At 63.1% G+C, this 20,939-nt stretch carries 13 protein-coding genes and 2 pseudogenes; 3 read left to right on the forward strand and 12 right to left on the reverse strand.

Going from position 1 to position 20,939, the window contains the following annotated elements; translation table 11 throughout:
• Nucleotides 1-130: 130 nt before the first annotated feature.
• The 8 genes and pseudogenes from DYQ94_RS13190 to DYQ94_RS13225 form a co-directional block, all read right to left on the reverse strand.
• Nucleotides 131-2,275, reverse strand: a pseudogene (locus tag DYQ94_RS13190) (methyl-accepting chemotaxis protein); the annotation flags it as partial.
• A gap of 249 nt (nucleotides 2,276-2,524) precedes the next feature.
• The gene (locus tag DYQ94_RS13195) at nucleotides 2,525-4,534 is read right to left on the reverse strand and encodes a chemotaxis protein CheA (RefSeq protein ID WP_102257017.1); all 2,010 of its coding nucleotides are present in this window, start codon (nucleotides 4,532-4,534) and stop codon (nucleotides 2,525-2,527) included.
• 33 nt (nucleotides 4,535-4,567) lie between these two features.
• Entirely contained in the window at nucleotides 4,568-4,933 is a 366-nt protein-coding gene (locus tag DYQ94_RS13200; protein WP_002806565.1) for a response regulator, read from the reverse strand.
• Entirely contained in the window at nucleotides 4,930-5,238 is a 309-nt protein-coding gene (locus DYQ94_RS13205) for an STAS domain-containing protein (protein WP_024937684.1), read from the reverse strand. Before DYQ94_RS13205 ends, DYQ94_RS13200 begins: the two co-directional genes overlap by 4 nt.
• Nucleotides 5,239-5,341: 103 nt before the next feature.
• The gene (locus tag DYQ94_RS13210; protein WP_126966326.1) at nucleotides 5,342-6,616 is read right to left on the reverse strand and encodes a chemotaxis protein CheW; all 1,275 of its coding nucleotides are present in this window, start codon (nucleotides 6,614-6,616) and stop codon (nucleotides 5,342-5,344) included.
• Entirely contained in the window at nucleotides 6,613-7,395 is a 783-nt protein-coding gene (locus DYQ94_RS13215) for a ParA family protein (protein ID WP_024937682.1), read from the reverse strand. Before DYQ94_RS13215 ends, DYQ94_RS13210 begins: the two co-directional genes overlap by 4 nt.
• 1 nt (nucleotide 7,396) lies before the next feature.
• Nucleotides 7,397-8,371 (reverse strand): flagellar motor protein MotD, encoded by a 975-nt coding sequence (gene motD, locus DYQ94_RS13220; protein ID WP_024937681.1) that lies wholly within the window; start codon nucleotides 8,369-8,371, stop codon nucleotides 7,397-7,399.
• 7 nt (nucleotides 8,372-8,378) lie between these two features.
• Nucleotides 8,379-9,119 (reverse strand): flagellar motor protein, encoded by a 741-nt coding sequence (locus DYQ94_RS13225; RefSeq protein ID WP_026064871.1) that lies wholly within the window; start codon nucleotides 9,117-9,119, stop codon nucleotides 8,379-8,381.
• A gap of 618 nt (nucleotides 9,120-9,737) precedes the next feature.
• On the opposite strand from DYQ94_RS13225, the gene DYQ94_RS13230 reads away from it, so the two are divergent.
• From DYQ94_RS13230 to DYQ94_RS13240, 3 genes and pseudogenes are all read left to right on the forward strand, one after another.
• Entirely contained in the window at nucleotides 9,738-12,893 is a 3,156-nt protein-coding gene (locus DYQ94_RS13230) for a TonB-dependent receptor (protein ID WP_184429148.1), read from the forward strand.
• Nucleotides 12,894-13,337: 444 nt separating this feature from the next.
• Entirely contained in the window at nucleotides 13,338-14,249 is a 912-nt protein-coding gene (locus DYQ94_RS13235; RefSeq protein ID WP_126966325.1) for a CPBP family intramembrane glutamic endopeptidase, read from the forward strand.
• A gap of 273 nt (nucleotides 14,250-14,522) precedes the next feature.
• Nucleotides 14,523-14,974, forward strand: a pseudogene (locus tag DYQ94_RS13240) (TonB-dependent receptor domain-containing protein); the annotation flags it as partial.
• Here the strand turns inward: DYQ94_RS13240 and DYQ94_RS13245 are convergent.
• The 4 genes from DYQ94_RS13245 to DYQ94_RS13260 all read right to left on the reverse strand — a co-directional run bounded on the left by DYQ94_RS13245 (nucleotide 14,968) and on the right by DYQ94_RS13260 (nucleotide 20,932).
• Nucleotides 14,968-15,198, reverse strand: a complete 231-nt coding sequence (locus tag DYQ94_RS13245) for a hypothetical protein (RefSeq protein WP_184429174.1) — start codon at nucleotides 15,196-15,198, stop codon at nucleotides 14,968-14,970. The pseudogene DYQ94_RS13240 and the gene DYQ94_RS13245 overlap by 7 nt on opposite strands.
• A 213-nt stretch (nucleotides 15,199-15,411) precedes the next feature.
• Nucleotides 15,412-18,387: an AAA family ATPase gene (locus tag DYQ94_RS13250; protein WP_126966324.1), complete on the reverse strand. Its 2,976-nt coding sequence runs from the start codon at nucleotides 18,385-18,387 to the stop codon at nucleotides 15,412-15,414.
• Entirely contained in the window at nucleotides 18,384-18,977 is a 594-nt protein-coding gene (locus DYQ94_RS13255) for an ABC-three component system middle component 1 (RefSeq protein WP_126966323.1), read from the reverse strand. The genes DYQ94_RS13250 and DYQ94_RS13255 overlap by 4 nt, the downstream gene beginning before the upstream one ends.
• Nucleotides 18,978-18,979: 2 nt before the next feature.
• Complete coding sequence (locus DYQ94_RS13260) at nucleotides 18,980-20,932, reverse strand: ABC-three component system protein (RefSeq protein ID WP_126966322.1); 1,953 nt, start codon at nucleotides 20,930-20,932, stop codon at nucleotides 18,980-18,982.
• Nucleotides 20,933-20,939: the final 7 nt, after the last annotated feature.

Below are 20,939 nucleotides of genomic sequence, written 5' to 3' on the forward strand. Positions count from 1 at the left end.
CAGGATCGGGGCGTTGCGGGTGCCGATGTAGAGGTGCCAGACCCGACAGCGCGGTTGCCTGTTCCCGCGCAAGACAGTGGCGTGCAGCCCTGGGGAGGGGACGAGGGCAGCCTCGTTTGGCTTAAACCACGGCCAGATGCCGCGGGGCGGATTGGCGGCTTGCCGGCGACAGCGCAGCATGCGGCTGGATCTTGAAGATCGCCACCGCATCGGACAGCTGGCCAGCCTGTGCTTCCATCGTACGCGCAGCGGCGGTGGCTTCCTCCACCAATGCCGCGTTCTGCTGGGTGGCCTCGTCCATCTGGGTCACGGTCAGGTTGACCTGTTCGATGCCGGCCGACTGCTCCTGCGAGGCGGCGGAGATTTCGCCCATGATGTCGGTCACGCGCTGCACCGAAGACACGATGTCGGCCATGGTTTTGCCGGCCTGATCCACCAAGGCCGAGCCCTGCGCCACCTTGCCGACCGAATCGTCGATCAGCTGCTTGATTTCCTTGGCCGCACCGGCCGAGCGCTGCGCCAGCGTGCGTACTTCCGAGGCGACCACGGCGAACCCGCGCCCCTGTTCGCCGGCACGCGCCGCCTCCACTGCGGCGTTCAAGGCCAGGATATTGGTCTGGAACGCGATACCGTCGATGACGCTGATGATGTCGGCGATCTTCTTGGAAGACACCTCGATCCCGGACATGGTGGTGACCACCTGTGCGACCACGCTGCCGCCTTGCGAGGCCACTGCGGCGGCGCCGATCGCCAGCTGGTTGGCCTGGCGCGCATGCTCGGCGTTCTGCCGCACGGTGGAGGTGAGCTCTTCCATCGAGGCGGCGGTTTCTTCCAGGTTGGCTGCCTGCTGCTCGGTGCGCTGCGACAGGTCCTGGTTGCCGGCGGCGATGTCGCTGGCGGCCGAATTGATCGAGCCGGCGGCCTGCTGGATGCGCCCGACGATGCTGGCCAGTTGCTCGGTGGTGGCGTTGGCATCGTCGCGCATCTGCGCGAAGACGCCGTTGAACTGGCCGTGCATGCGTGCGGTCAGGTCGCCGGCGGCAATCGCCTGCAACAGCGTCGACAGGGAGCGCAGGTTGGCATCGGCGGTGGCCATCAGCTGATTGAGGCTGTCCACCATCGCGTGGAAATCGTACTGGAAACGCTGCGCATCGCCGCGCACGCTGAAGTCGCCGTTGGCAGCGGCCTGTGCGAGCAGCCTGATCTCGCTGTTCATCGCCGACAGGTTGTGCTTGACCGTATCCATGGTCTGACTGAGCACGGCTTTTTCGCCGGGCAGGCGGTCCATGTCCTGGCTCAGATCGCCGACTGCATAGCGCGACATGATCTGCGCCAGCTTCATCTTCACCGCGATATGCGAGCCGACCAGAGTATTGGTGTCGTGCACCATGGTGCCGTAATCGCCCGGAAATGCGCTTTGATCCATGCGGTAGCTGATCTCGCCGGCCTCGTGGCGTTGCGCCATTTCCGATTGCGCCGCCAACACTGCCTGCAGTTGTCGCTGCATGTCCTGCATGCTGCGCAGCAGCTGGCCCGCTTCGTCGCGGCTGTCGACATGGATGGCGTTATCCAGCTTGCCTTGGGCGATGGCGCCGGCCACCCGCGTGGCGCGACCGAGCGGCCCGGCGATGCTGCGGGCGATGAACCAGCCTGCGGACGCGGCCAGCAGCACCGCCAGCGTCATCGCTGCGAGCATGATGCGCACCGAGGTTTGATACGCCGCTTCGGCCATGGCGATTTCGGCATTCATCTGCGCGGTATTGAACTTGGTCAGCTCCACCAGCTTGGCGAACAGATCCCGACGTGCGGGGCGCGACTGCTCGTCGGACACGGTGTTGGCGGTGACCAGGTCGCCGGCACGCACGGCTGCGCCAAGCGCCGCGTTGGCCTTGTAGTAGTCGGCGAGCTTCTGCTTGACCGCCTCGTACAGCTCGGCCTCCTTGCCCGGCTGCGTGGTCCTGGCATACGCAGTCTGCGCGATCTCGACCTCGCTGCGGGCCTTGTCCATGCGCTCGAAGTAGTTCTGCACCGCCTTCGGATCGTCTGCGTGCGCAAGTTGCGCGAGCTCGTAGGTGCGGAATTCGCCAAGCAGCGCGCGCATTTCGCTGAGCTGTTGCACCGCCGGTGCCCAGGTATAGCCGATCTCGCGCAGCAGATGCGCACTGGATTGCATGCGTGTCAGCGCGAATACGCCAAGGCTGAGCGTGATCAGGACGGTAATGGAAAAGGCAACGGCGAGCTTGCGGGCAACGGCGAGATTGCGGAACCAGTTCATCGAAGTCATCTCGTGCGTACAGAGATCAATGGGCAGCGTTGGCGTCTGCAAGCGGGCAGACGCGCCAGGACGGTCGCTGAGTTGGACATGGCCGCGGGCCAGGACACCCCGCGGGTCGTGCCATGCCGCGCGGGTTCGGCGCTGCCGGCGGGCCCCAGACCGCCGGAAACATCACACCATGGTGTTGGATGTGTTGCAGGTGTTACAGGTGTTGCGATGCGGCGTCCGTGCCGCGGTTGTTGTACTGACTCAGGCGGCCTGCGGCACGCGCAGCGAGCGCACCAGCCCACCGATGTCCACGATCAGCGAGACCCGTCCATCGCCCAGGATGGTGGCGCCGGACACGCCCGGGATGCGGCGGTAGTTGTTCTCGATGTTCTTGACCACCACCTGTTGCTGGCCGAGCAGTTCGTCCACTTCCAGCGCGATCTTCTGGCCATCGCCTTCGACCACCACCACCAGCGGTTCCTGCGAGGACTGCTGCCCGCCGAAGCCGTAGTAATCGGTGAGCGACAGGATCGGCAGGTACTCGCCGCGCACCCGCAGCACCCGGCCGTCGCCGGCCATCGAGCGGATGTCTTCCGGTGCCGGCTGCAGGGCCTCGAGCACATAGGCCAGCGGCAGGATCAGGGTTTCGCCGGCCACCGACACGGTCATGCCGTCGAGGATGGCCAGGGTCAGCGGCAGACGGATCAGCACGCGGGTACCGCTGCCGGCGTTGCTTTCCAGCTGCACTTCGCCACCCAGGCCCTGGATGTTGCGGCGGACCACGTCCATGCCCACGCCACGGCCGGACAGGTCGGTGACGGCATCGGCGGTGGAGAAGCCCGGTGCGAAGATCAGGTCCCACACCTGCGCATCGGTCGGGTTGTCCGGCACGGCGATACCGCGTTCGGCCGCCTTTTCCAGAATTTTGGCGCGATTGAGGCCACGGCCGTCGTCGCTGACTTCGATCACGATATGACCACCCTGATGCGAGGCCGCCAAGGTGATCGTGCCGGTCTCGTCCTTGCCGGAGGCGCGACGCGCATCGGGCATTTCCAGACCGTGGTCGATCGAGTTGCGCACCAGGTGCACCAACGGATCGGCAATCTTTTCGATCAGGCCCTTGTCCAGTTCGGTGCCTTCGCCGATGGTGCGCAGGCGCACCTGCTTGCCGAGGCGGCTGGAGAGGTCGCGGACCAGGCGCGGGAAGCGGCGGAACACCGCATCCACCGGCAGCATGCGCACGCCGATGACCGCTTCCTGCAGATCGCGGGTATTGCGTTCGAGCAGATCCAGGCCGGCGAACAGCTGTTCGGCGTGCGCCGGATCCAGGCCGGTGGAGACCTGCTTGAGCATGGCCTGGGTGATGACCAGTTCGCCGACCAGATTGATCAACGCATCGACCTTGTCGACGCTGACGCGGATCGAGGTTTCCGCTTCGGCAGCGGCGGCCTTGGCCGGCGTGGCAGCAGCAGCGGCGGCAGGTTCGGCAGCAGCGGCGGGCGCCGCAGCGACGGCGACGGGCGCCGCGACAGCGGCTTCGACGGCCAGGCTCGGCGGCGGGCCGGGCACCGCCATCGGGCGGATGTCCAGCTCGCAATCGTCCACCACCCAGGCGAAGGTGTCTTCGATCTTGCTGCGCGGAATCTTGCCGATCAGGCCCAGATCCCAGGCCAGGTAGGCTTCCAGCGGGTCGATGTTCTCAAAGCCCGGCATGCGCTCCAGGCGTGCGGCAATCTGCAGCGGGCCCAGGTGCTCGAGCTCGCGGATGATGCGCAGCGGGTCGTTGCCGCTCATGAACAGCGACGGCGCCGGGGTGAATCCGATATGCCAGGCTTCGGGTTCTTCTTCCTTCGGCTTGGCGACCGCCGCAGCGGCCGGCGCTTCGCCGGCCAGCACGGCGTTCAACCGGGTATGCACGGCCTTGACCGCGGCCGGGTCGGCCGGGGTGCCGTGTTCGGCTTCGCGCAGCAGGGCGCGCAGCACGTCGACCGAGCCGAGCATGGCGTCGACCGCATTGGGTTCGAGCTGGCGCTTGTTGGAGCGCAGCTCGTCCAGCAGCGTCTCCAGCACGTGGGTCAGGCCGGCGACGGCTTCGAAACCGAAGGTGGCCGCGCCGCCCTTGATCGAGTGCGCGGCGCGGAACACCGAGTTGATGATTTCCGGGTCGCGGTTGCCCTCTTCAAGGGACAACAGCCCGGCCTCCATCGCGTCCAGCCCTTCGCGGCTTTCCTCGAAAAAGGTGGCGTGGAAACGTTGCAGGTCCATGCTCATGGGCGTGAGATCCGATGGTGAAGCGAGTAAGGATTAACCCAGAACTTTCTGGACGGTGGCGATCAGCTGTTCCGGATTGAACGGCTTGACCAGCCAGCCGGTGGCACCGGCGGCCTTGCCTTCGGACTTCTTGTCGGCCGCCGACTCGGTGGTGAGCATCAGCATCGGGGTGAACTTGTAGTCCGGCAGCTGGCGCAGCTCGCGGATCAGCGAGATGCCGTCCATGTTGGGCATGTTCACGTCGGTCACCACCGCATTGAAGCGTTGGCCCTTCGCGCGGCCCAGCGCAACGGCGCCGTCCTCGGCTTCTTCGACGGCAAAGCCGGCAGAGGTGAGGGCGAAAGAGACCATCTGGCGCATTGACGCCGAATCGTCCACCACCAAGATACGTGCGCTCATGCGGCGTTCTCCACAGATTTCAGGTTGTCATTGGATGCGGAAAGTCCGAGCGCGTCGGTGACGCCGAGCAGACGGGCCGCATCTCTAAAAGTGTCGTTGCAGCCATCGAATTCGGTATGCAAGCCCGCCTGGCGGCGGCTCTGCACAAAGGCGCAGAGCAACTGCACGCTGGCGGTATGGATGCGCCGGACGTCGCCGGCATTGAGCACCAGGTCGCCGTCCTGGGTCAGGAACGCGGCAAGCTTCTGCTTGAGGTCGGCGCTGGTCTCGATGCCGAGATCCTCACCCAATGTCACTGTGCTCATTGTTGCTCCGAACGGATGGTTCTATGCGTACTAACGGCGGGGGGCGGGAAAGCTTTAACGCTGAATCGTTGCGCGTGCAGGTGCGCGTCAGCTGCGCGCTGGATCAATGCAGCAGATGGCTGGCATCGAGCAGGATCATCGGTTGATGGCCCAGCCGCGCGACGCCGCGGAACAGGTTGTTGGAAATGCGGCACAGGCGGGCGTTGTCCGGCGGCTCGATCTGTTGATCGGTCAGGCTGGTCACATCCTCCACCGCCGACACGCGCAGGCCCATGGTTTCGCCATTTTCTTCCAGCACCACCACACGCGTCTGCAGATCCATGTCGATCGGTGCCGAGCCCAGATGCATGCCCAGGTCGATCACCGGCACCACCTGGCCACGCAGGTTCATGATGCCGAGCATTGCGCTGGCGGTGCCGCGCAACGGCAGCAGCGGCACCGGCAGCACCACTTCCTGCACCTTGAGCAATTCCAGCGCGTAGGTCTGCTCGCCGCAGCGCAGGCGCAGCCAGCGCGTACTGCGTTCGCTGGCGCGCCGCTCGGCCTGGATGTGCTCGGCCTGGCCGGGCGCCAGCAGCGCCTGCAGGCCTTGCGGATAGATCGGCGACGGCGGTGCGCGGTGCGGCGCCGGTGCAGGGCGCGGCGGTGCCGGAGCGGGTGCCGGCGGGGCGGGTGCGGCATCGGCGAAGGCCGGGTCGGCGTCCATTTCGGCCATCAGGTCAGCCGTGCTCATGAACGGGCTGGGCGCAGCGGTGGCAAAGGCCGGGTCGGCATCCATTTCGGCGAGGAAGTCGGCGGCGATGTCTGCGGCGCTGGGTGCGGCGACCACCGGCGGCCCGAAGGCCGGGTCGGCATCCATTTCGGCGAGGAAATCGGCAGCGATGTCCGCGGCGCTGGGTGCGGCGACCACTGGTGGCCCGAAGGCCGGGTCGGCATCCATTTCGGCGAGGAAATCGGCAGCGATATCCGCGGCGCTGGGTGCAGCGACCACCGGCGGCCCGAAGGCCGGGTCGGCATCCATTTCGGCGAGAAAGTCGGCAGCGATGTCCGCGGCGCTGGGCGCAGCAGCCACCGGCGGCCCGAAGGCCGGGTCGGCATCCATTTCGGCGAGGAAATCGGCAGCGATCGCGTCGGCGCTCAGTACCGCGGCAATCGCGTTGGACGTCGCCGCTTCCGACACAGCGGCGGCTTCGGGAGCCGCGGCAGCCTGCACCGGCGGCTCGGCCAGCGCGAGGTCTGCGTCCGCAGGCGCCGGAGTTTCGCTGGCAGCAGGGGCGGCAGTGGCCGCAACAGCCGGGGCGGGGATCTCGACGCCGGCGTCGTGCAACAGGCCTTCCAGATAATCGTCCAGCTCACCGTTGGCGGTGTGGTTGCTCATGCAGCTTGCTCCATACGCATCGCGTCATCGGCCAGCACCCATTCCAGCGCGCGGCGATAGGCGGACAGGCCGCGGCCCTGGTAGTCGCCGCCGGTGGCGGGAACGGTCAGTGCGGCGGCATTGCAGATTCGGGTATCCACCGGCACCGCGTCTTCCCAGACGACGGCGCCGTAGGTGTCCTGCATCTCCTTGAGCGTCTCGGTGCCGGCGCGGGTGCGACGGTCGAACAGGGTCGGCAGGATCGACACCGGCAGCGCGCGGCGACGCGAGCGCTGCACCATGTCGGCAGTCCGCACCATGCTGGCCAGGCCATGCAGCGCCAGCGGCTCGGCCTGGGTCGGCACCACCACGCGGTCGCAGGCGGCCAGGGCGTTGATCATCAGCAGGCCGAGCGTGGGCGGGCAGTCGAGCAGGATGTAGTCGTGCTGGCCGGCGTGCCGGGTCATCGCGTTCTGCAGCGCCAGGCCCAGGCCGGGCTGGTTGGCGCTGCGGCGTTCCAGCGTGGCTAGTGCGGCTTGTGCGCACACGTAGGACAGGCCGGGGATGGCGCTTTCATGGGCCAGGCTGGCCAGGTCGCTCGGCGGGGTGCCGAACAGGTCCAGCACACCGCGCGGCGGCGGGTCGATCGCCACACCGAACGCGCGGGTGAGGGAGGAGTGCGGATCGAGGTCGATCAACAATACCCGGTGGCCGAGCGCGGCCAGGCCGCGACCCAATGCCAGCGTCGTGGTGGTCTTGCCGACGCCGCCCTTTTGGTTGGCGATTGCCCAGATACGCATCTCACTGCACTCCTTGAATTACGGCGGGGACGGAACTTGTGCCGCTTTCGGTGGTGACGGCCGTTTGGCCGCCGTCAGACTTGGGAAGCTTGGGCGCCCCGGCGGCGGTCGCATGCATCTGCGATGGCGGATCGGGTGCGAGTGAGCCAGCCGAGTCAGCGAGGATGATCAACACCACACGCCGGTTCGCATTCCGTCCCGCCTCAGTGCTGTTATCGGCACGTGCGCGGAATTCTCCATAGCCCACCATCGCCAATCGTTGCGGGGCCACGCCGTCGTCGGCAAACAGGTGCACCACGCTGGCGGCGCGCGCGGCCGACAGCTCCCAGTTGGAGGGGAACTGTGCGGTGGCGATCGGCTGGTTGTCGGTATACCCCTCCACGCGCACGCCATTGGGCGCATCGCGCAGCACCGCGGCCAGCGCCGACAGGGTGCCGCGGGCGCTGCCGGCCAGCGAGGCCGAGCCGGTGCCGAACAGGATGTCGCTGTTGATCTCCACCTCGATCCACAGGTCGTTGCGGCGGATGGTGATGAGTTTCTGCTCGATCAGCGGCGCCAGCGTCTTGCCCAACTGCTGGGCCACCGCATCCATCTGCCGCTGCGCGCGCGCCAGCTGCGCCTGGTTACGCAGCGACACCGGCATGCGCATCTGCGCGGCCATCGACGGCAGCAGGGTGGGGTCGGTCGGTCCGCTGGAGGCGGCCATCGGCGCGCCGGCCTTGATCACCGAGGGGCGGTCGTAATCGGCGCCCAGGGTCTGGGTCTTGCCGATCTGCACCGGGCTGGCGGCAGTGGACGAGCCGCCGAAAGCGGTGGTCAGCGCCTGCGCCATGACCTTGTACTTGCCCTCGTTGAGCGAGGAGATTGCGTACATCACCACGAAGAACGCCAGCAGCAGCGTCATCAGGTCGGCATACGGGATCGCCCACGCTTCGTGGTTGCCATGGTCTTCGTGATGTTTGCGACGGCGGGCCATGACGGGACTAATGCAAGTATCCGGCCAATTTCGACTCGATGTTGCGCGGGTTCTCGCCCTGGGCGATCGCAATCAGGCCTTCGATCGCCATTTCGCGCTCGTTGGTGCTGCAGTGGATGACGCTCTTGAGCTTGGCGGCGACCGGCAGGAACAGCAGATTGGCCGAGGCGATGCCGTAGATGGTGGCGGTGAACGCCGCGGCGATGCCATGGCCGAGCATGGCCGGGTCGGCCAGGTTCTTCATCACCGCCATCAGCCCCAGCACCGCGCCGATGATGCCCAGCGTGGGCGCATAGATGCCCATGCCTTCGAACACCTTGGCCGCGGCAAGATCCTGACGCTCCTGGTTGTCCATTTCGATCTCGAGCATGTGCCGCATGGATTCGGGCTCCACGCCATCGACCAGCATCTGCAGGCCCTTGCGCAGGAACGCGTCGTCCTGGCGCGGGAGCTGGTCTTCCAGGCCCAGCAGGCCCTGGCGGCGGGCGATGTTGCTCCATTCGACGATGCGCGCCAGCAACTGCGGGCGGTCGCTGGCCGGCGGCTGGATCACCCAGCGCAGGATCTTGAAGGCGCGCCGGAAAACCGCCGGAGAGGTGTGCAGCAGGATCGCCGCCACCGTTCCGACTATCACGATCACGAAGGCAGCCGGCGACCACAGCGACGAAATGCCGGCGCCTTTCAACACGCTGCCGCCCACGATCGCCACGATCGCGAGCACCAGTCCGATGATGCTGAGTCTGTCCATGGAGGCGATATCGGCGCGAGCGCGGCGGACTTGATAGACGCACTCGGTCGATGCGCCAGAAAGTTGTCGTTTTGCGGCATGGGCCGCTTCCACGCTGGCGTCGATGCAGGGTTGACAGGTCATCGGCGCGTGCGCTTCCGACCAAGGCGTGTCATCAATGCCGCAGCAGGCCCCGCCGCCCTTGCGCGTGTACGGTGGTGGCGATCGCGTTGGCGATGGCCGCCAAGCGGCGTGTGGTGGGCGATGCCCTCACGTCGATCCAGTCTGTTGCTGAGCTCGGTTTCAAATATGGTGTGTGCAGGCGCGTCGGCAAACCGCTTGCGTCCGGTTGCGGGCAAGGGTGTGTTGCTTGCAGCGATCACGCTGCTGCGGCCGGCAACGCGGCAGGCCGTGCCATGCCGCGTGCAAGCGTGGCGGGCCGGCCGGCCATCGTGGATCCCCTGCAATGCCGCGGGCCTGTTGCGGGGCAGAATGCGCTGCCGCATGGGCTGTGCTACTTAGCTTTCCACGGTATTAGAACGATCTAATTGCATCTGCGTGGAAGCGGACGCAAGAGGAGGGGGGCGCAACGGCGCCGGATATTTTTGTGTCACTTCGCGCAGCGTTCTTGGCGGATCGTTGGATCGACAGGAATCGGCCGAAGCCAATCACTATTGGGAGAGCATGATCGAAATGAACCGCATGCCATTCGCACGCAACCGCAGCACGCTGTCCGCCGGTATCGCCATCGTCTTGTTCGCGAGCGCCGCCTCTACCGCCGCTGCCGCCCAGCAGGCCGACGCCACGCCGGCGCCCACCGGCCAGGCCGAGGTGCAGGCCACGGACCTGGATGCGGTGACGGTGACCGGCTACCGCTACGCGATCGAAAAAAGCCTGGAGCAGAAGCGCAACGCCAACGCCGTGGTCGATGTGATCACCGCCGAGGACGTGGGCAAGTTCCCCGACAAGAACGTGGCCGATGCGCTGCAGCGCGTGCCCGGCGTGGTCATCAGCCGCGACGGCGGCGAAGGCAAGAACGTCAGTGTGCGCGGCCTGTCCTCGGAGCTGGTGCTGACCGAATTGAACGGCAACTACATCGCCACCGCCGAATCCAACGGCGACCCGACGCGCTCGTTCAACTACACGCTGCTGCCGTCGAACCTGCTGGGCAGTGCGGAGCTGTACAAGACCCCGGAAGCACGCATCGACGAAGGCGGCATCGGCGGCACGGTGATCCTGCAGACGCGGCGCCCGCTGGAACTGGAGCCACATTCCGGCTTCGTCTCGGCCGAGGGCACCTGGTCGGATACCAGCAAGAAGACCGACGGCCAGTTCTCCGGTTCGTACTCGTGGCACGACAAGGACAACCGCTTCGGTGTCTTCGTGGGCTACACGCAGCAGAAGCGCACCGCTCGCACGCTCAATGCCAGTACCGAGAGCTGGCAGTGGTACGGCCGCGACGAAGTCGGCCCGGCGGTCGACGTGAACGGCAATCCGTCGGACTTCAACGCCAACTGGTGGGGCGGTACCGGTTTCTGGGACCAGAACAGCAATTACTACACCGGTTTCATGATGCCGACGGCGGTCAGCCTGGACGCCAAACGCGAGGAGCGCGAGCGCAAGGGTGGGCAACTGACCTTGCAGTTCAAGCCGACCGACGACCTGACGCTGACCGCGAACTACTTCCGCTTCGACCTGTCGCAGGACTCGCAGACCAATACCATCAAGATTCCCGAGTGGAACATTGCCCGCTATAACGGCGACGGCAACTGGCGCGGCGGCCGTCTGCTCGACGGGCTGCAGTTCGATCCCAGCGGCACCATCGTCACTGGCGCCGCCTACAGCCTGCGTCCGGGCAAGACCTATTATTGTAGCGAGGCGCAGGCCGCCGCGGCCGGCCTGCCGCCGGGCGGCTGGGGCTCGGACGATTGCACCGTGCCGACGCCGCAGATCACCGGCAGCTACAACATCGAGAAATCGCAGTCGCAGACGGTGGACCTGGGCGGCGAATGGCGTGGCGAGCAGGTGGACGTGGCGTTCAAGGTCGGCCGCACCTGGGCCAAGGGCGGGCCGGAGCTGCAGTTCTCCCTGCCGATCAAGCCGCGCCTGCAGAACGCCGACGGCAGCTGGACCAACGGCAACTTCGCCAGCGCCTGGGACCTGACCGGCACACCGAGCATGACATTCTCGCCGCAGCTGATGCAGAACCTGCGCGACGGCATCCTGCAGGTCGACTTGGGCTCGACCGGCTCGTCCTGGACCCGTAACACCAATCAGCAGCAGTACGCGCAGATCGATACCACCTGGCATTTCGATGGCGAGGTCGTCGACTCGCTGCAGTTCGGCCTCAAGCGTCGCGACGGCGGCATCCACCGCAGTACCGGCAACAACTACTGGGTGTGCCCGGGCACCGATCCGGGCGACTACGACAACCGCTACTGGAACGGGCGCTGCAATGCCATCGCCACCCAGTTCTCGCCGGGCCTGCTGTTCGCGCAGGACAACCTGGCCGGCGGCGTCAACGCCAGCGCGTTCCCGGCGATCAACTTCCCGGGCTACATCGGCTACTTGAACCAGACCTACGGCGCGATGCAGACCCGCAGCGAAGACAACTTCGTCTACAACGTCGACGAGGAAATCTATTCCACCTACCTGCAACTCAACTTCCACACCGAGCGGCTGCGTGGCAACGTCGGCGTGCGGGTGGCGCGTACCGGCCAGCGTGCCGATTCCACCGACAAGGTGACCGCCTACAACGACTACTTCTTCGATGGCGCCGACGGCAATCCGCTGGCCTGCCAGCAGGGCGCCGCAATGCCCGGCGGCGCCCCGGCCGACACCTATTGCGGGACCGAAGGCTACTGGCGTTTGTCCGACAGCGTGCAACGCACCGAGTCGTTCGTGGTCAGCGGGCTGGACCGCAACTACACCGACGTGCTGCCGAGTTTCAACTTGGCCTACGACCTGACCGAGAACCTGCTGCTGCGTGCGGCAGCCGCCAAGGTGATCGCACGTCCCAGCTACAACGACATCGCCGCGCCCGGCAGCCTGGAGTTCTACAGTCCCGAGTACGTGGCCGACCGGCGCCTGACCGGCGGTGCCAGCGAGCAGGGCTGGTACGGCTCGGGCAGCAACAAGAACCTGGAGCCGTACAAGGCCAACCAGTTCGACCTGGGTCTGGAATGGTATTTCCAGCCGGGCTCGGTGGCAGGTGTGGGACTGTTCCGCAAGAACGTGGAAAACTTTGCGGTCGACGTGATCAGCGACGTGAACATGATGGTCGACGGGCAACCGGTCACCGTGCAGAACTACAGCACCCAGGCCGGCGGCCAGGATGCGGTCTCGCAGGGTGTGGAGCTCTACGCGCAGCACACGCTGCCATTCGGTCTTGGTGTGCAGTTCAACTACACCTACAACGATGCCAGCAAGGCGGCGGTGCGGCTGGAGGACGGCACCGAGGCCGGCAAGACCTCCATGCCGGGCAGCGCCAGGAACCAGACCAACCTCACCGTGTTCTACGAGACCGACAGCCTGCTGCTGCGCGCCTCGTACAACCGTCGCGGCGAGCTGGTGCAAGGCCTGGTCAACGGGCTGAACGTCTTTGAGGAGCCGTACTACCAGGTCGATCTGAACGCGGCGTACAACATCACCCCGGCGCTCAGCCTCACCGCCTCGGTGCTGAACCTGACCAAGCAGGAGTCACGCTCGCACCTGGGCGAGGACACCCGCGCCCGCTTCTACACCGGCGGCTACGCAGGCCGGCTGGCGTACCTCGGGCTGACCTACAAGTTCTAGCGCCAACGTGTCGCGCCCATGCCTGCCGCGTGGCGGTATGGGCGCGATGGTTCGCTGACGGCCGGACTGCAGTGTTCGCTGTCCGCGACGACATTGTCGCGTGTGCGCGGTCGTTCACCGCAGGATCTCATCGCATGAGGTCTTTGCTGGTGCGAATGCTCTCCCTGTCCCCGGTGCCGTCGCTGGCCACGCCGACGCTGGCTGCCGCACCGCGGTCAAACCGTCGCGCGATGCGGCGGTCTAGTCGGGCCTTGCTGAAAAGAAGTGGACCTGGGCCCGTTATTTCGACCCGTTATTTCGACACCACGGGCGACGACGCAGCGCCATTTCGTCGGCGATCGGGGTGATTCATCGGCGGCTTCTGTGGCTTGGTCGCAAACGGATTGCCACGCCCCCGCGCGGATGGCAACTTGCAGCGGCGATCACGTCGACCTGGAGCCCCGCATGACCCCCGTTGCCCTGTATTCGCCCGATCCAGCCCGCGGCTGGCTGCCCTGGGCCTGGGTAACGCCGATCCTGATGATCCTGTTCAACGCGGCACCAGCGATCGCGCTGGACGGGTGGATGCAGTCGCAGCATTGGTCGACGCCGCACGGCGATCCGATCGGCCTCGCTGGCTTGTATGCGCTGTTGTGGATCGGCTTCGCGCCGACGCTGGCGGCCGTGCTCGTCTGGGTACGCTTCGTCGAAGGGCGCTCGCTGGCCAGTATCGGGCTGACCGGTCCGGCGCCGCTGAAAACCTTCCTTCGCGGACTGGCCGTTGGATTGGGCACGATCGCGCTGGTCGTAGTTGCGATCTGGATGGCTGGCGGCATGCAGGCGGCGGGCTTGGGGCAGGCTTGGCGGTCGCCCGTCAGTCTGCTGCACATCAGTCTGCTGCTATTGAGTTTCATGTTCCAGGCGAGCGTGGAGGAAGTCATCTTCCGCGGCTGGATGCTGTCGGTGGTCGCGCGCAAGACCAATGTCGCGGTGGCAGTGCTGCTGGTGTCGCTCGTTTTCTGCTTCCTGCATTTCAGTCCGCACCAGCCGCCCCGGGTCATGCTCGGCACGTTCCTGTTCTCGCTGTTCGCCTGCGCCTGGGCGCTGCGGACCGGCAATATCTGGGGCGTGATGGGCTGGCACGCGGGGTGGAACTGGTTGCTCGCGACCGGCTTCGAACTGCCCGTCACCGGCATCGATGCGCACTTGCCGGCGCTGCTGGTGGCGCTACGCCCGCAAGGCCTCGACGCTCTGACCGGTGGCGCGCAAGGGCCGGAAGGCAGTTACCTGTGCAGCGTCTTCTTCGTCGCCGCGATCGCGTGGATCCAGTGGCGAAAGACGCGCGAAGCTCAGAACTTCTCGCCGGCCAGCAGGTAACGCCACTGCCCGGGCGGCATCGCCCCGTCCGGGCCCTTGCCGATCGGATGCTGGTTCGCGCCGTACCGGCGACGACCACGCAATGGAGCGTCTGCTAGCGCTCGGTGGGCCGATCAACGCTCCGCTACGGGCTTCTCGGTAGGGTAGGGGAACTGCTATCCAATATTAGAATTAGGGGTGTTTATCGGGGGTAGGGCAGCTCCCGACCCTAAGCGCTCACTCAAAAGAACGGGCTCAGATTCACTTAAGGAAGTCGACCTGACCCTGAGGTTTCAGAACTACAGCACCCAGGCCGGCGGCCAGGACGCGGTTTCGCAAAGCGTGGAGCTGTACGCGCAGCACACGCTGCCATTCGGCCTTGGTGTGCAGTTCAACTACACCTACAACGATGCCAGCAAGGCGGCGGTGCGGCTGGAAGACGGTACCGAGGCCGGCAAGACCTCCATGCCGGGCAGCGCCAGAAACCAGACCAACCTCACCGTGTTCTACGAGACCGACAGCCTGCTGCTGCGCGCCTCGTACAACCGTCGCGGCGAGCTGGTGCAAGGCCTGGTCAACGGGTTGAACGTCTACGAGGAGCCGTACTACCAGGTCGATCTGAACGCGGCGTACAACATCACCCCGGCGCTCAGCCTCACCGCCTCGGTGCGAACCTGACCAAGCAGGAGTTCCGCTCGCACCTGGGCGAGGACACCCGCGCCCGCTTCTATACTGGCGGCTACGCGTTCGATCGCGTCCAGACACAGGTGAAAAACTTGGCCTTTGCGTCGAGCGGCAGCTCGAAAAGCTGCTTAGCTTCTTCGGCCATCAACACTCCGCTGTGGCACGCCGAACAATTGAGCACTTCACCACTGGAGTCGTCCATTAGACCGTGCAGACGGTCCATGGTCGCATCCAAAGCGTGAGTGAAGCTCGCGAGGCGTTGCCATCGTATGGTGAACTTCAACATGAAGTCCGCTTCCTGCCAGAAGCGGCCAGTCGCACCCTGGCATAACGGCCAGAAGCAGTCATACCCAAGAGCTGTTTCGGACCCATGCTGGCGCATCTATAAATGCGTACCCACCGCTGCGCGAAACCCAACATCCGTGAGGACTTGGCTCGCGCTCAGCTTGTACTTAAATCGAGGCGCGAAAAGATATCTGCATTATTGAATGCGCTGCTTTCAGCTACCTGCTCGCGCAGTGACGCCATTTTCAGTCGGCACGAGTGTCCAGATCTTGGCGTCAATTCCATCATTTTGCAGCTTGCGCATGAAGTAACGAGCCTGTAGAGCATCATGGGTAGCGATAACGACCTGGAAACCATGATCAACGATGTAGTCACGCAGCAAATCGAAAACCGCAGAGGCATGTACTAGGTCGTGATGCTGAGTCGGGTCATCCAATAACAGTGCTTTCCAAGGAGACCACTGATGACTCATCGCCATTGAGAGCAGGAAGGTCAGTTGAAGATCCGTCAACTGTGCCTCACTCGCGATATCAGGTACCGGCACCGCTTTATTGCCAAGCGGTACAGAAACGCCGGCACGATCTTTGTTATACAAGTTAAAGAATTTCAGACTTGCCTCGTGGAACCTAGACTCTCGCACGACACGCTTGAGCAGCGCCTGCCAGCGGGGTACCACCTTACTGACATGTTTCTGAACATTGTCAATTTCTCTCTTTAGTGAGCCGTCCAGAAAATCCATCGCGTCCGAGATCAAGGACAACCGTAAGTAGCTGGAGCGTGCGGCGTTGATGGTGTCATTGAGGTACGCCTCGAAGGCCTCTTCTGAACGGTCAAGACGCTGAGCGTCAATCAGCCGCTGAGCTAGCTGTGATTCGTTCAGCTTGGCCCAAGCAGAGATCTCCACTCCAATGCCTTCGAGTGCTGAAACATACCCCTCCAGAAGGGTCAACGTAGCGTGTAGCGTCGCTTCCCGGGCCTGCGCAGCTTCGGCAAGTGGAGTGCCGGTCAAATCCTGCGCTTGCCAGCTCGCCCGGATTTGAAGAAGGAGCGTTTGAACCCTTCTGATTTCTGCCTCGATCTCCTTGACTGCGGTTAGTGACACAACCAACTGATGCTGTTGGGTGTCTAGGGCGGATTGCACAGTCTCAACCTTCCCGTTCAGATCGCTGATCTGCTGTTCCAGCTGCGCTTTTTCTGCAGTGAGTTGCTCAAGCGTACGAGCCAGCGGCTCTCCAGAGGTGAGCGCGGCCAGTGCGGCAACTGCTTGATCCAGCCGCGTAGACGCTTCGCTCTGTTGAACTCGGGCCAAGTCGAGCATGTGCTGTGCCGAGTTGAAGGCCCCCTCGGTTTGTTCAAAAGCTTCAGGGGAAGCGAGAGCGTCCAAAGCCGCTCGCTGATCAGTCAAACGCTTTTTGGCAGGAGGAATGCTATCGAGTTGCTGCCTGAGCGACTCCCTTGCCAACGGGAGCGAGTCACTAGCCAAAATCGGATCGGTACGAAACTGCGCAACTCGTCTTCCCAGATCCTGGTGGTTGGACTCCAAAGCACCCAGCTCCATTCGGCTGAAGTCTAGTGCTTGCTGCGCTTTCTCAACCGCGACCTCACTGGCCGTCAACGCTTCCACAGCAGTTCGCAATTGCTGCTCGGCTGCAGTCAAATTCGGATTGATCGCTTCAAGGGCTTGAGCCACCCGGGACTGCAGCTTGGCTGCGCCATGTGGCTCCAGGCAAAGCGGGCATTGATCTTGGTCAGCGGGAAGATGTTGCGCTATGGATGCAACGGCCTGACGGATTGCGTCGGCGGAAGAACTGAGCATCTCATAAAGTGATCGGGCAGTGGCCTCCGCAGCTTTACACGTCTCATACGAGGAACGTTCTGCATCCCTATCGATGCTCTGTTTATCGATGAGAACTCCTAGATCCGTGATTTGCTGAACATTATCGCGGATGCGCTGCTCAGTGGCCTGCCAGTCGGCAAGCATTAGACGGCCCGACTCTAAGCGCTGCTCAGTCTGGTTAATGCCATGAAGCTGGGCGTCAATCTGAGCATGCTGGTTGCGAAGCCGTTGGCTGCGCTCATGCTGCTCGCGAAGTACACGGGAATTTTCTTCAGCCTCGCGTAGGGCAGCAATCGCTGACGTCAACGCGTCATTTCGGTGAACGATCTCCTGTTTTGCAGTGGTCTCTCCAATCAGGCGCTCAAGTTGCTGCCGGATGCTGGTAAGTTCTTGCTGTGCAGAGTGGATACTCGCCTGATGCTCCTGCAATGCGGCATTGCCGTCAGCCCTCGTGTTTGCGTGTTTATCGAGTGTCTGACTCGCTTCCGTGAGGTCTTCATTGAGCTTTTCGAGCTGCTCCTGCGCTGCAACAAAGCTCTCAATAAGGTCGTTTACCAAGGCAAGGCTTGAAATATGCGCCCGAGTCCGCTCGACCTTCCCTTGCAAGATCTCGGTCAGTGCGGAGTGTGCAATCGTCAGCCCCTCCTGGCTTGCGGGCCAGGTCAATAAGCCAGATGGAATCTGGCTCAGGCTTTGCGTCTGGTTTGCAGCGTCAGAGAGAGCGTCGGCAATTCGATCGCGCGGTCGTAATGCACCTACTCCACCGGCAGCAGCTATGTCACGCTCCTGGAGTAGGCGAGTCCACTCGTTCAAATCAGTCTCATGCCCAATCAACACTTCTTCCGCACGGGCTTTTTGCTCCGTCAGCGACCGTCGAACGGCAGCGAGGGTGACGCGAGCTTTAGAACCGTCGCGACCAATCGGCAGCTTCGCCAACTGGGTTCCGGCTTCCTTTTCTTCTGCATTAACGATCCACCCGTTCTCCCTCTGATCCAAAAGGTGGGTTAGACGCAGCAAGAATGGGATGTCATTTGCAGACACATTAGGAAAGACGCTGCTTAAGTCTCCGTCCCGGCTGACCTCGCCCGCTGCAGTCACGCGTGATGTCGCAGTCAACTCAGAAAAGCTTAGACTGACTGTGGCTGCCGCCTGATCATCACGAATGATATGGGCAAGGTCGTCACGGAGACGCGCTATTTTCCCGGTTAGGCCAAACTCGATCGCCTCAAATACCGTTGTTTTGCCAGTTCCATTGGGTGCGAGCAAAATAGTCGCTCCGGGACTCAGCTCGATGGTGACATCCGAACCGAATTTGCGCAGGTTCGATAGGGTGATTGAATTCAACTTGCTCACAAATGAACCTCGCTTTCACCCACCGAGTCGGTAAGAAAACGCACCACATCCGCTCCGTTCCGGTTGGTCAGAAGCTGCGTTTTCCAAGCAGCGATGTGTGGAGCAGACCAAGGGTGCGCATTAGACAGCGTGTTCAGCGCCGACACCAATGGATCGCTCAGCGTCTCGACATCGCCAGCAGGATCCAAGGCAGCCAAGAATGTCCGGTTAAGGAAATCACTAGCTGCTTCAGATTCGCGCACAACAACCTTGCGGCAAAATCTGTCATCAGCCTCAATCCGCGCAGCGTCATCCTTGGCGATACCGCTGATCATCAGAAACATATAGAGGTCTGCAGTCTCAGGTTCGGGCAGCACATCCCGTACATCGGCGGCCCACTGGTTGGCTGCCTTATGGGCCGTCAGTGGAAGCTCGATGAGCAGAACCGTCCGCCAGCCCGCCCGTTCGATGTGGGAGCGCTTGAGTCGAAGAACATGCGAGTCGAAGTCGACCTCAGGTAGCATGAGCTCCGTTACGTCCCGGGGACACACGTCATACCGACCCTCTGCACGCTGAATGATTGCGCCAGCCACTTCCTGCAGTGTCAGCATGATTAGTGTCCTTTCCCTTGAGCTTCGATTGCTGCTTCACGCGCGTCGCGCCAAGCATCCCAATAACGTTGGAATTGCTGCTTTAGCTGGGCGAGTGTCCCGTTACGCAAGTGCTTAAGCACCCCAAATCGTGTCACCAGCAACCTGGGCTGGCGCTCAGCCGCGATGCTGTTACCAGTCTCAAAATCATCAGCCATACCGGATTCGAGCAGGCTCGTGGGAGACCCTTCGACGCCCGCAAGAATTACTACCGACGCTGGTGAAGGCCCCAAAACGGCCATCAGGTCATCGGCAACAGGCCTGGCGCCGCTGTGGTCGCCTGAAGCGCCTGACCAATTCTGCAACGCAATGCTGAGAACATCCCCAACGGCAGGGATTTCGCGCCAATTAGCATCGTCGTTACCAATTGCGACGCAAACCAGAAGCAGCATCAGAATGGCGGTTTCCAGCAGGTCTGCAGTTCGAGGGCCGACACGCAGCGCGTGTTTCCCGTCTAAGCCTTCTGTTTTGGGGTACATGAGTTGTTCTAACAGTGACTCACGCGCAGCGGCGTTGGCTGTTAGCTCAGCGGCCCAAGAGCGCCACTTCGGTTCCAATGCTGCCAGTAATGGCATGTCGGATACCGAGTTCAACCTGTTAGTGATGCGAGCTTGTAGCTGCTCCCACACAAGCTCGTTCATCGCCCGGTGAAGTGCTGAAGATTCATTTCGCGCCTCCAGGATCGACGAGATTTCGCGACCCGACGCGCAGGACAGTGCCTCTGAATTGTCTATCCAAGGAAGCTCATCAAGATCACTCTCGCTGATCCCAAGCGTTCTACCCAACTCGTTCCCAGCGCCTTGGCGCCAAAGAGGCTCACCGAGAAGTAGGCAATGGCTCCCGCTCTTCAAGTGCAGTGCCAGCCGAAGGATGGCTGAGTGGAGGGCCACGGTATTTGGCGTAGGCGGGCAATAGGTAGCGTGCAACCGCAGCCTTCTGTTGTTACCGCCCGCTGTCCAGTGGTGACTGACAACTTCCGTGGCAGCACGGACCGCTGGCAAGCTGGTCGTACCATTCAAGCTGTGGGTACTGGCGACCATCCAACTGGATCCAGCCTGTGGCCTCATGAGGTATTGCGTCCAAGTCAAAGCATCTGACCGGCGTGCGTCTTTGAGATGGTTGGCCATCGCATGACAGCTGATGGCATTAACATCCGTGGTATTCGTAGAAATGTATCCCACCATCTTCTCAAGGGTTGCCCGCGAATCAATAAAGTGTCGTCCTAACGACTCGCGCGCACGCTCTTCAAGGTTATCTTCGCTCCCTACGGCATGGATCGTAAGGGTCCGCATGGTTTGTCTAACGTGATCCCAGTCGGTAAAGCCACACCAGGTCGTTAACCATTTGTAGACGTTTTGCGTTGGGGTATCGGGGCGGCTAGATAGGGCAGCCAGATCAAGACCGTCCTGCTTGCAAAGTCCACAAAACTCGTGCAGGTGATTGGCGGTGATTAACTCACTTGACTTGCCCTTGATGACAACTTCCAGGCCGAGAAAGATGAGTGAAAAAGCGCGGACTGGCGGCTGCTTGGACTGGGGTGTGAGACTCCAGGCAGACAAGCTCTTTATGGCCTTATCGAGCTCAGAGTCGATTGCGCTATCGGGCGGAACAACTGGCGTTGCACTTGCTGCTCCCTTTTTGCCGGCCTTGGGTTTATAGGACTTGATGTAGTCGGCTTTATCGATGTGCTTATCGCTGAAGGGGGTCGTCTGCCGCTTGATCTGGAGGTGCTCGTAATGTTCATCCGCATGGTAGATGACCACGTCATCCCATTCGCCGATACCACCTTGTTCGGCACCGATCAGCAGCGGTGCAGGGCGCCCATCCAGGTAGTTGTCCACCATGTCCGACAAACGTTGAGCTATTACAAGCTTCTCGTAGCGGCCTTTTTGCTCAAGCCGGAACCTTCTTATCATTCTGAAT

This window comes from Xanthomonas sp. LMG 8993 (assembly GCF_009835065.2).
Classification (GTDB): Bacteria; Pseudomonadota; Gammaproteobacteria; order Xanthomonadales; family Xanthomonadaceae; genus Xanthomonas; species Xanthomonas arboricola.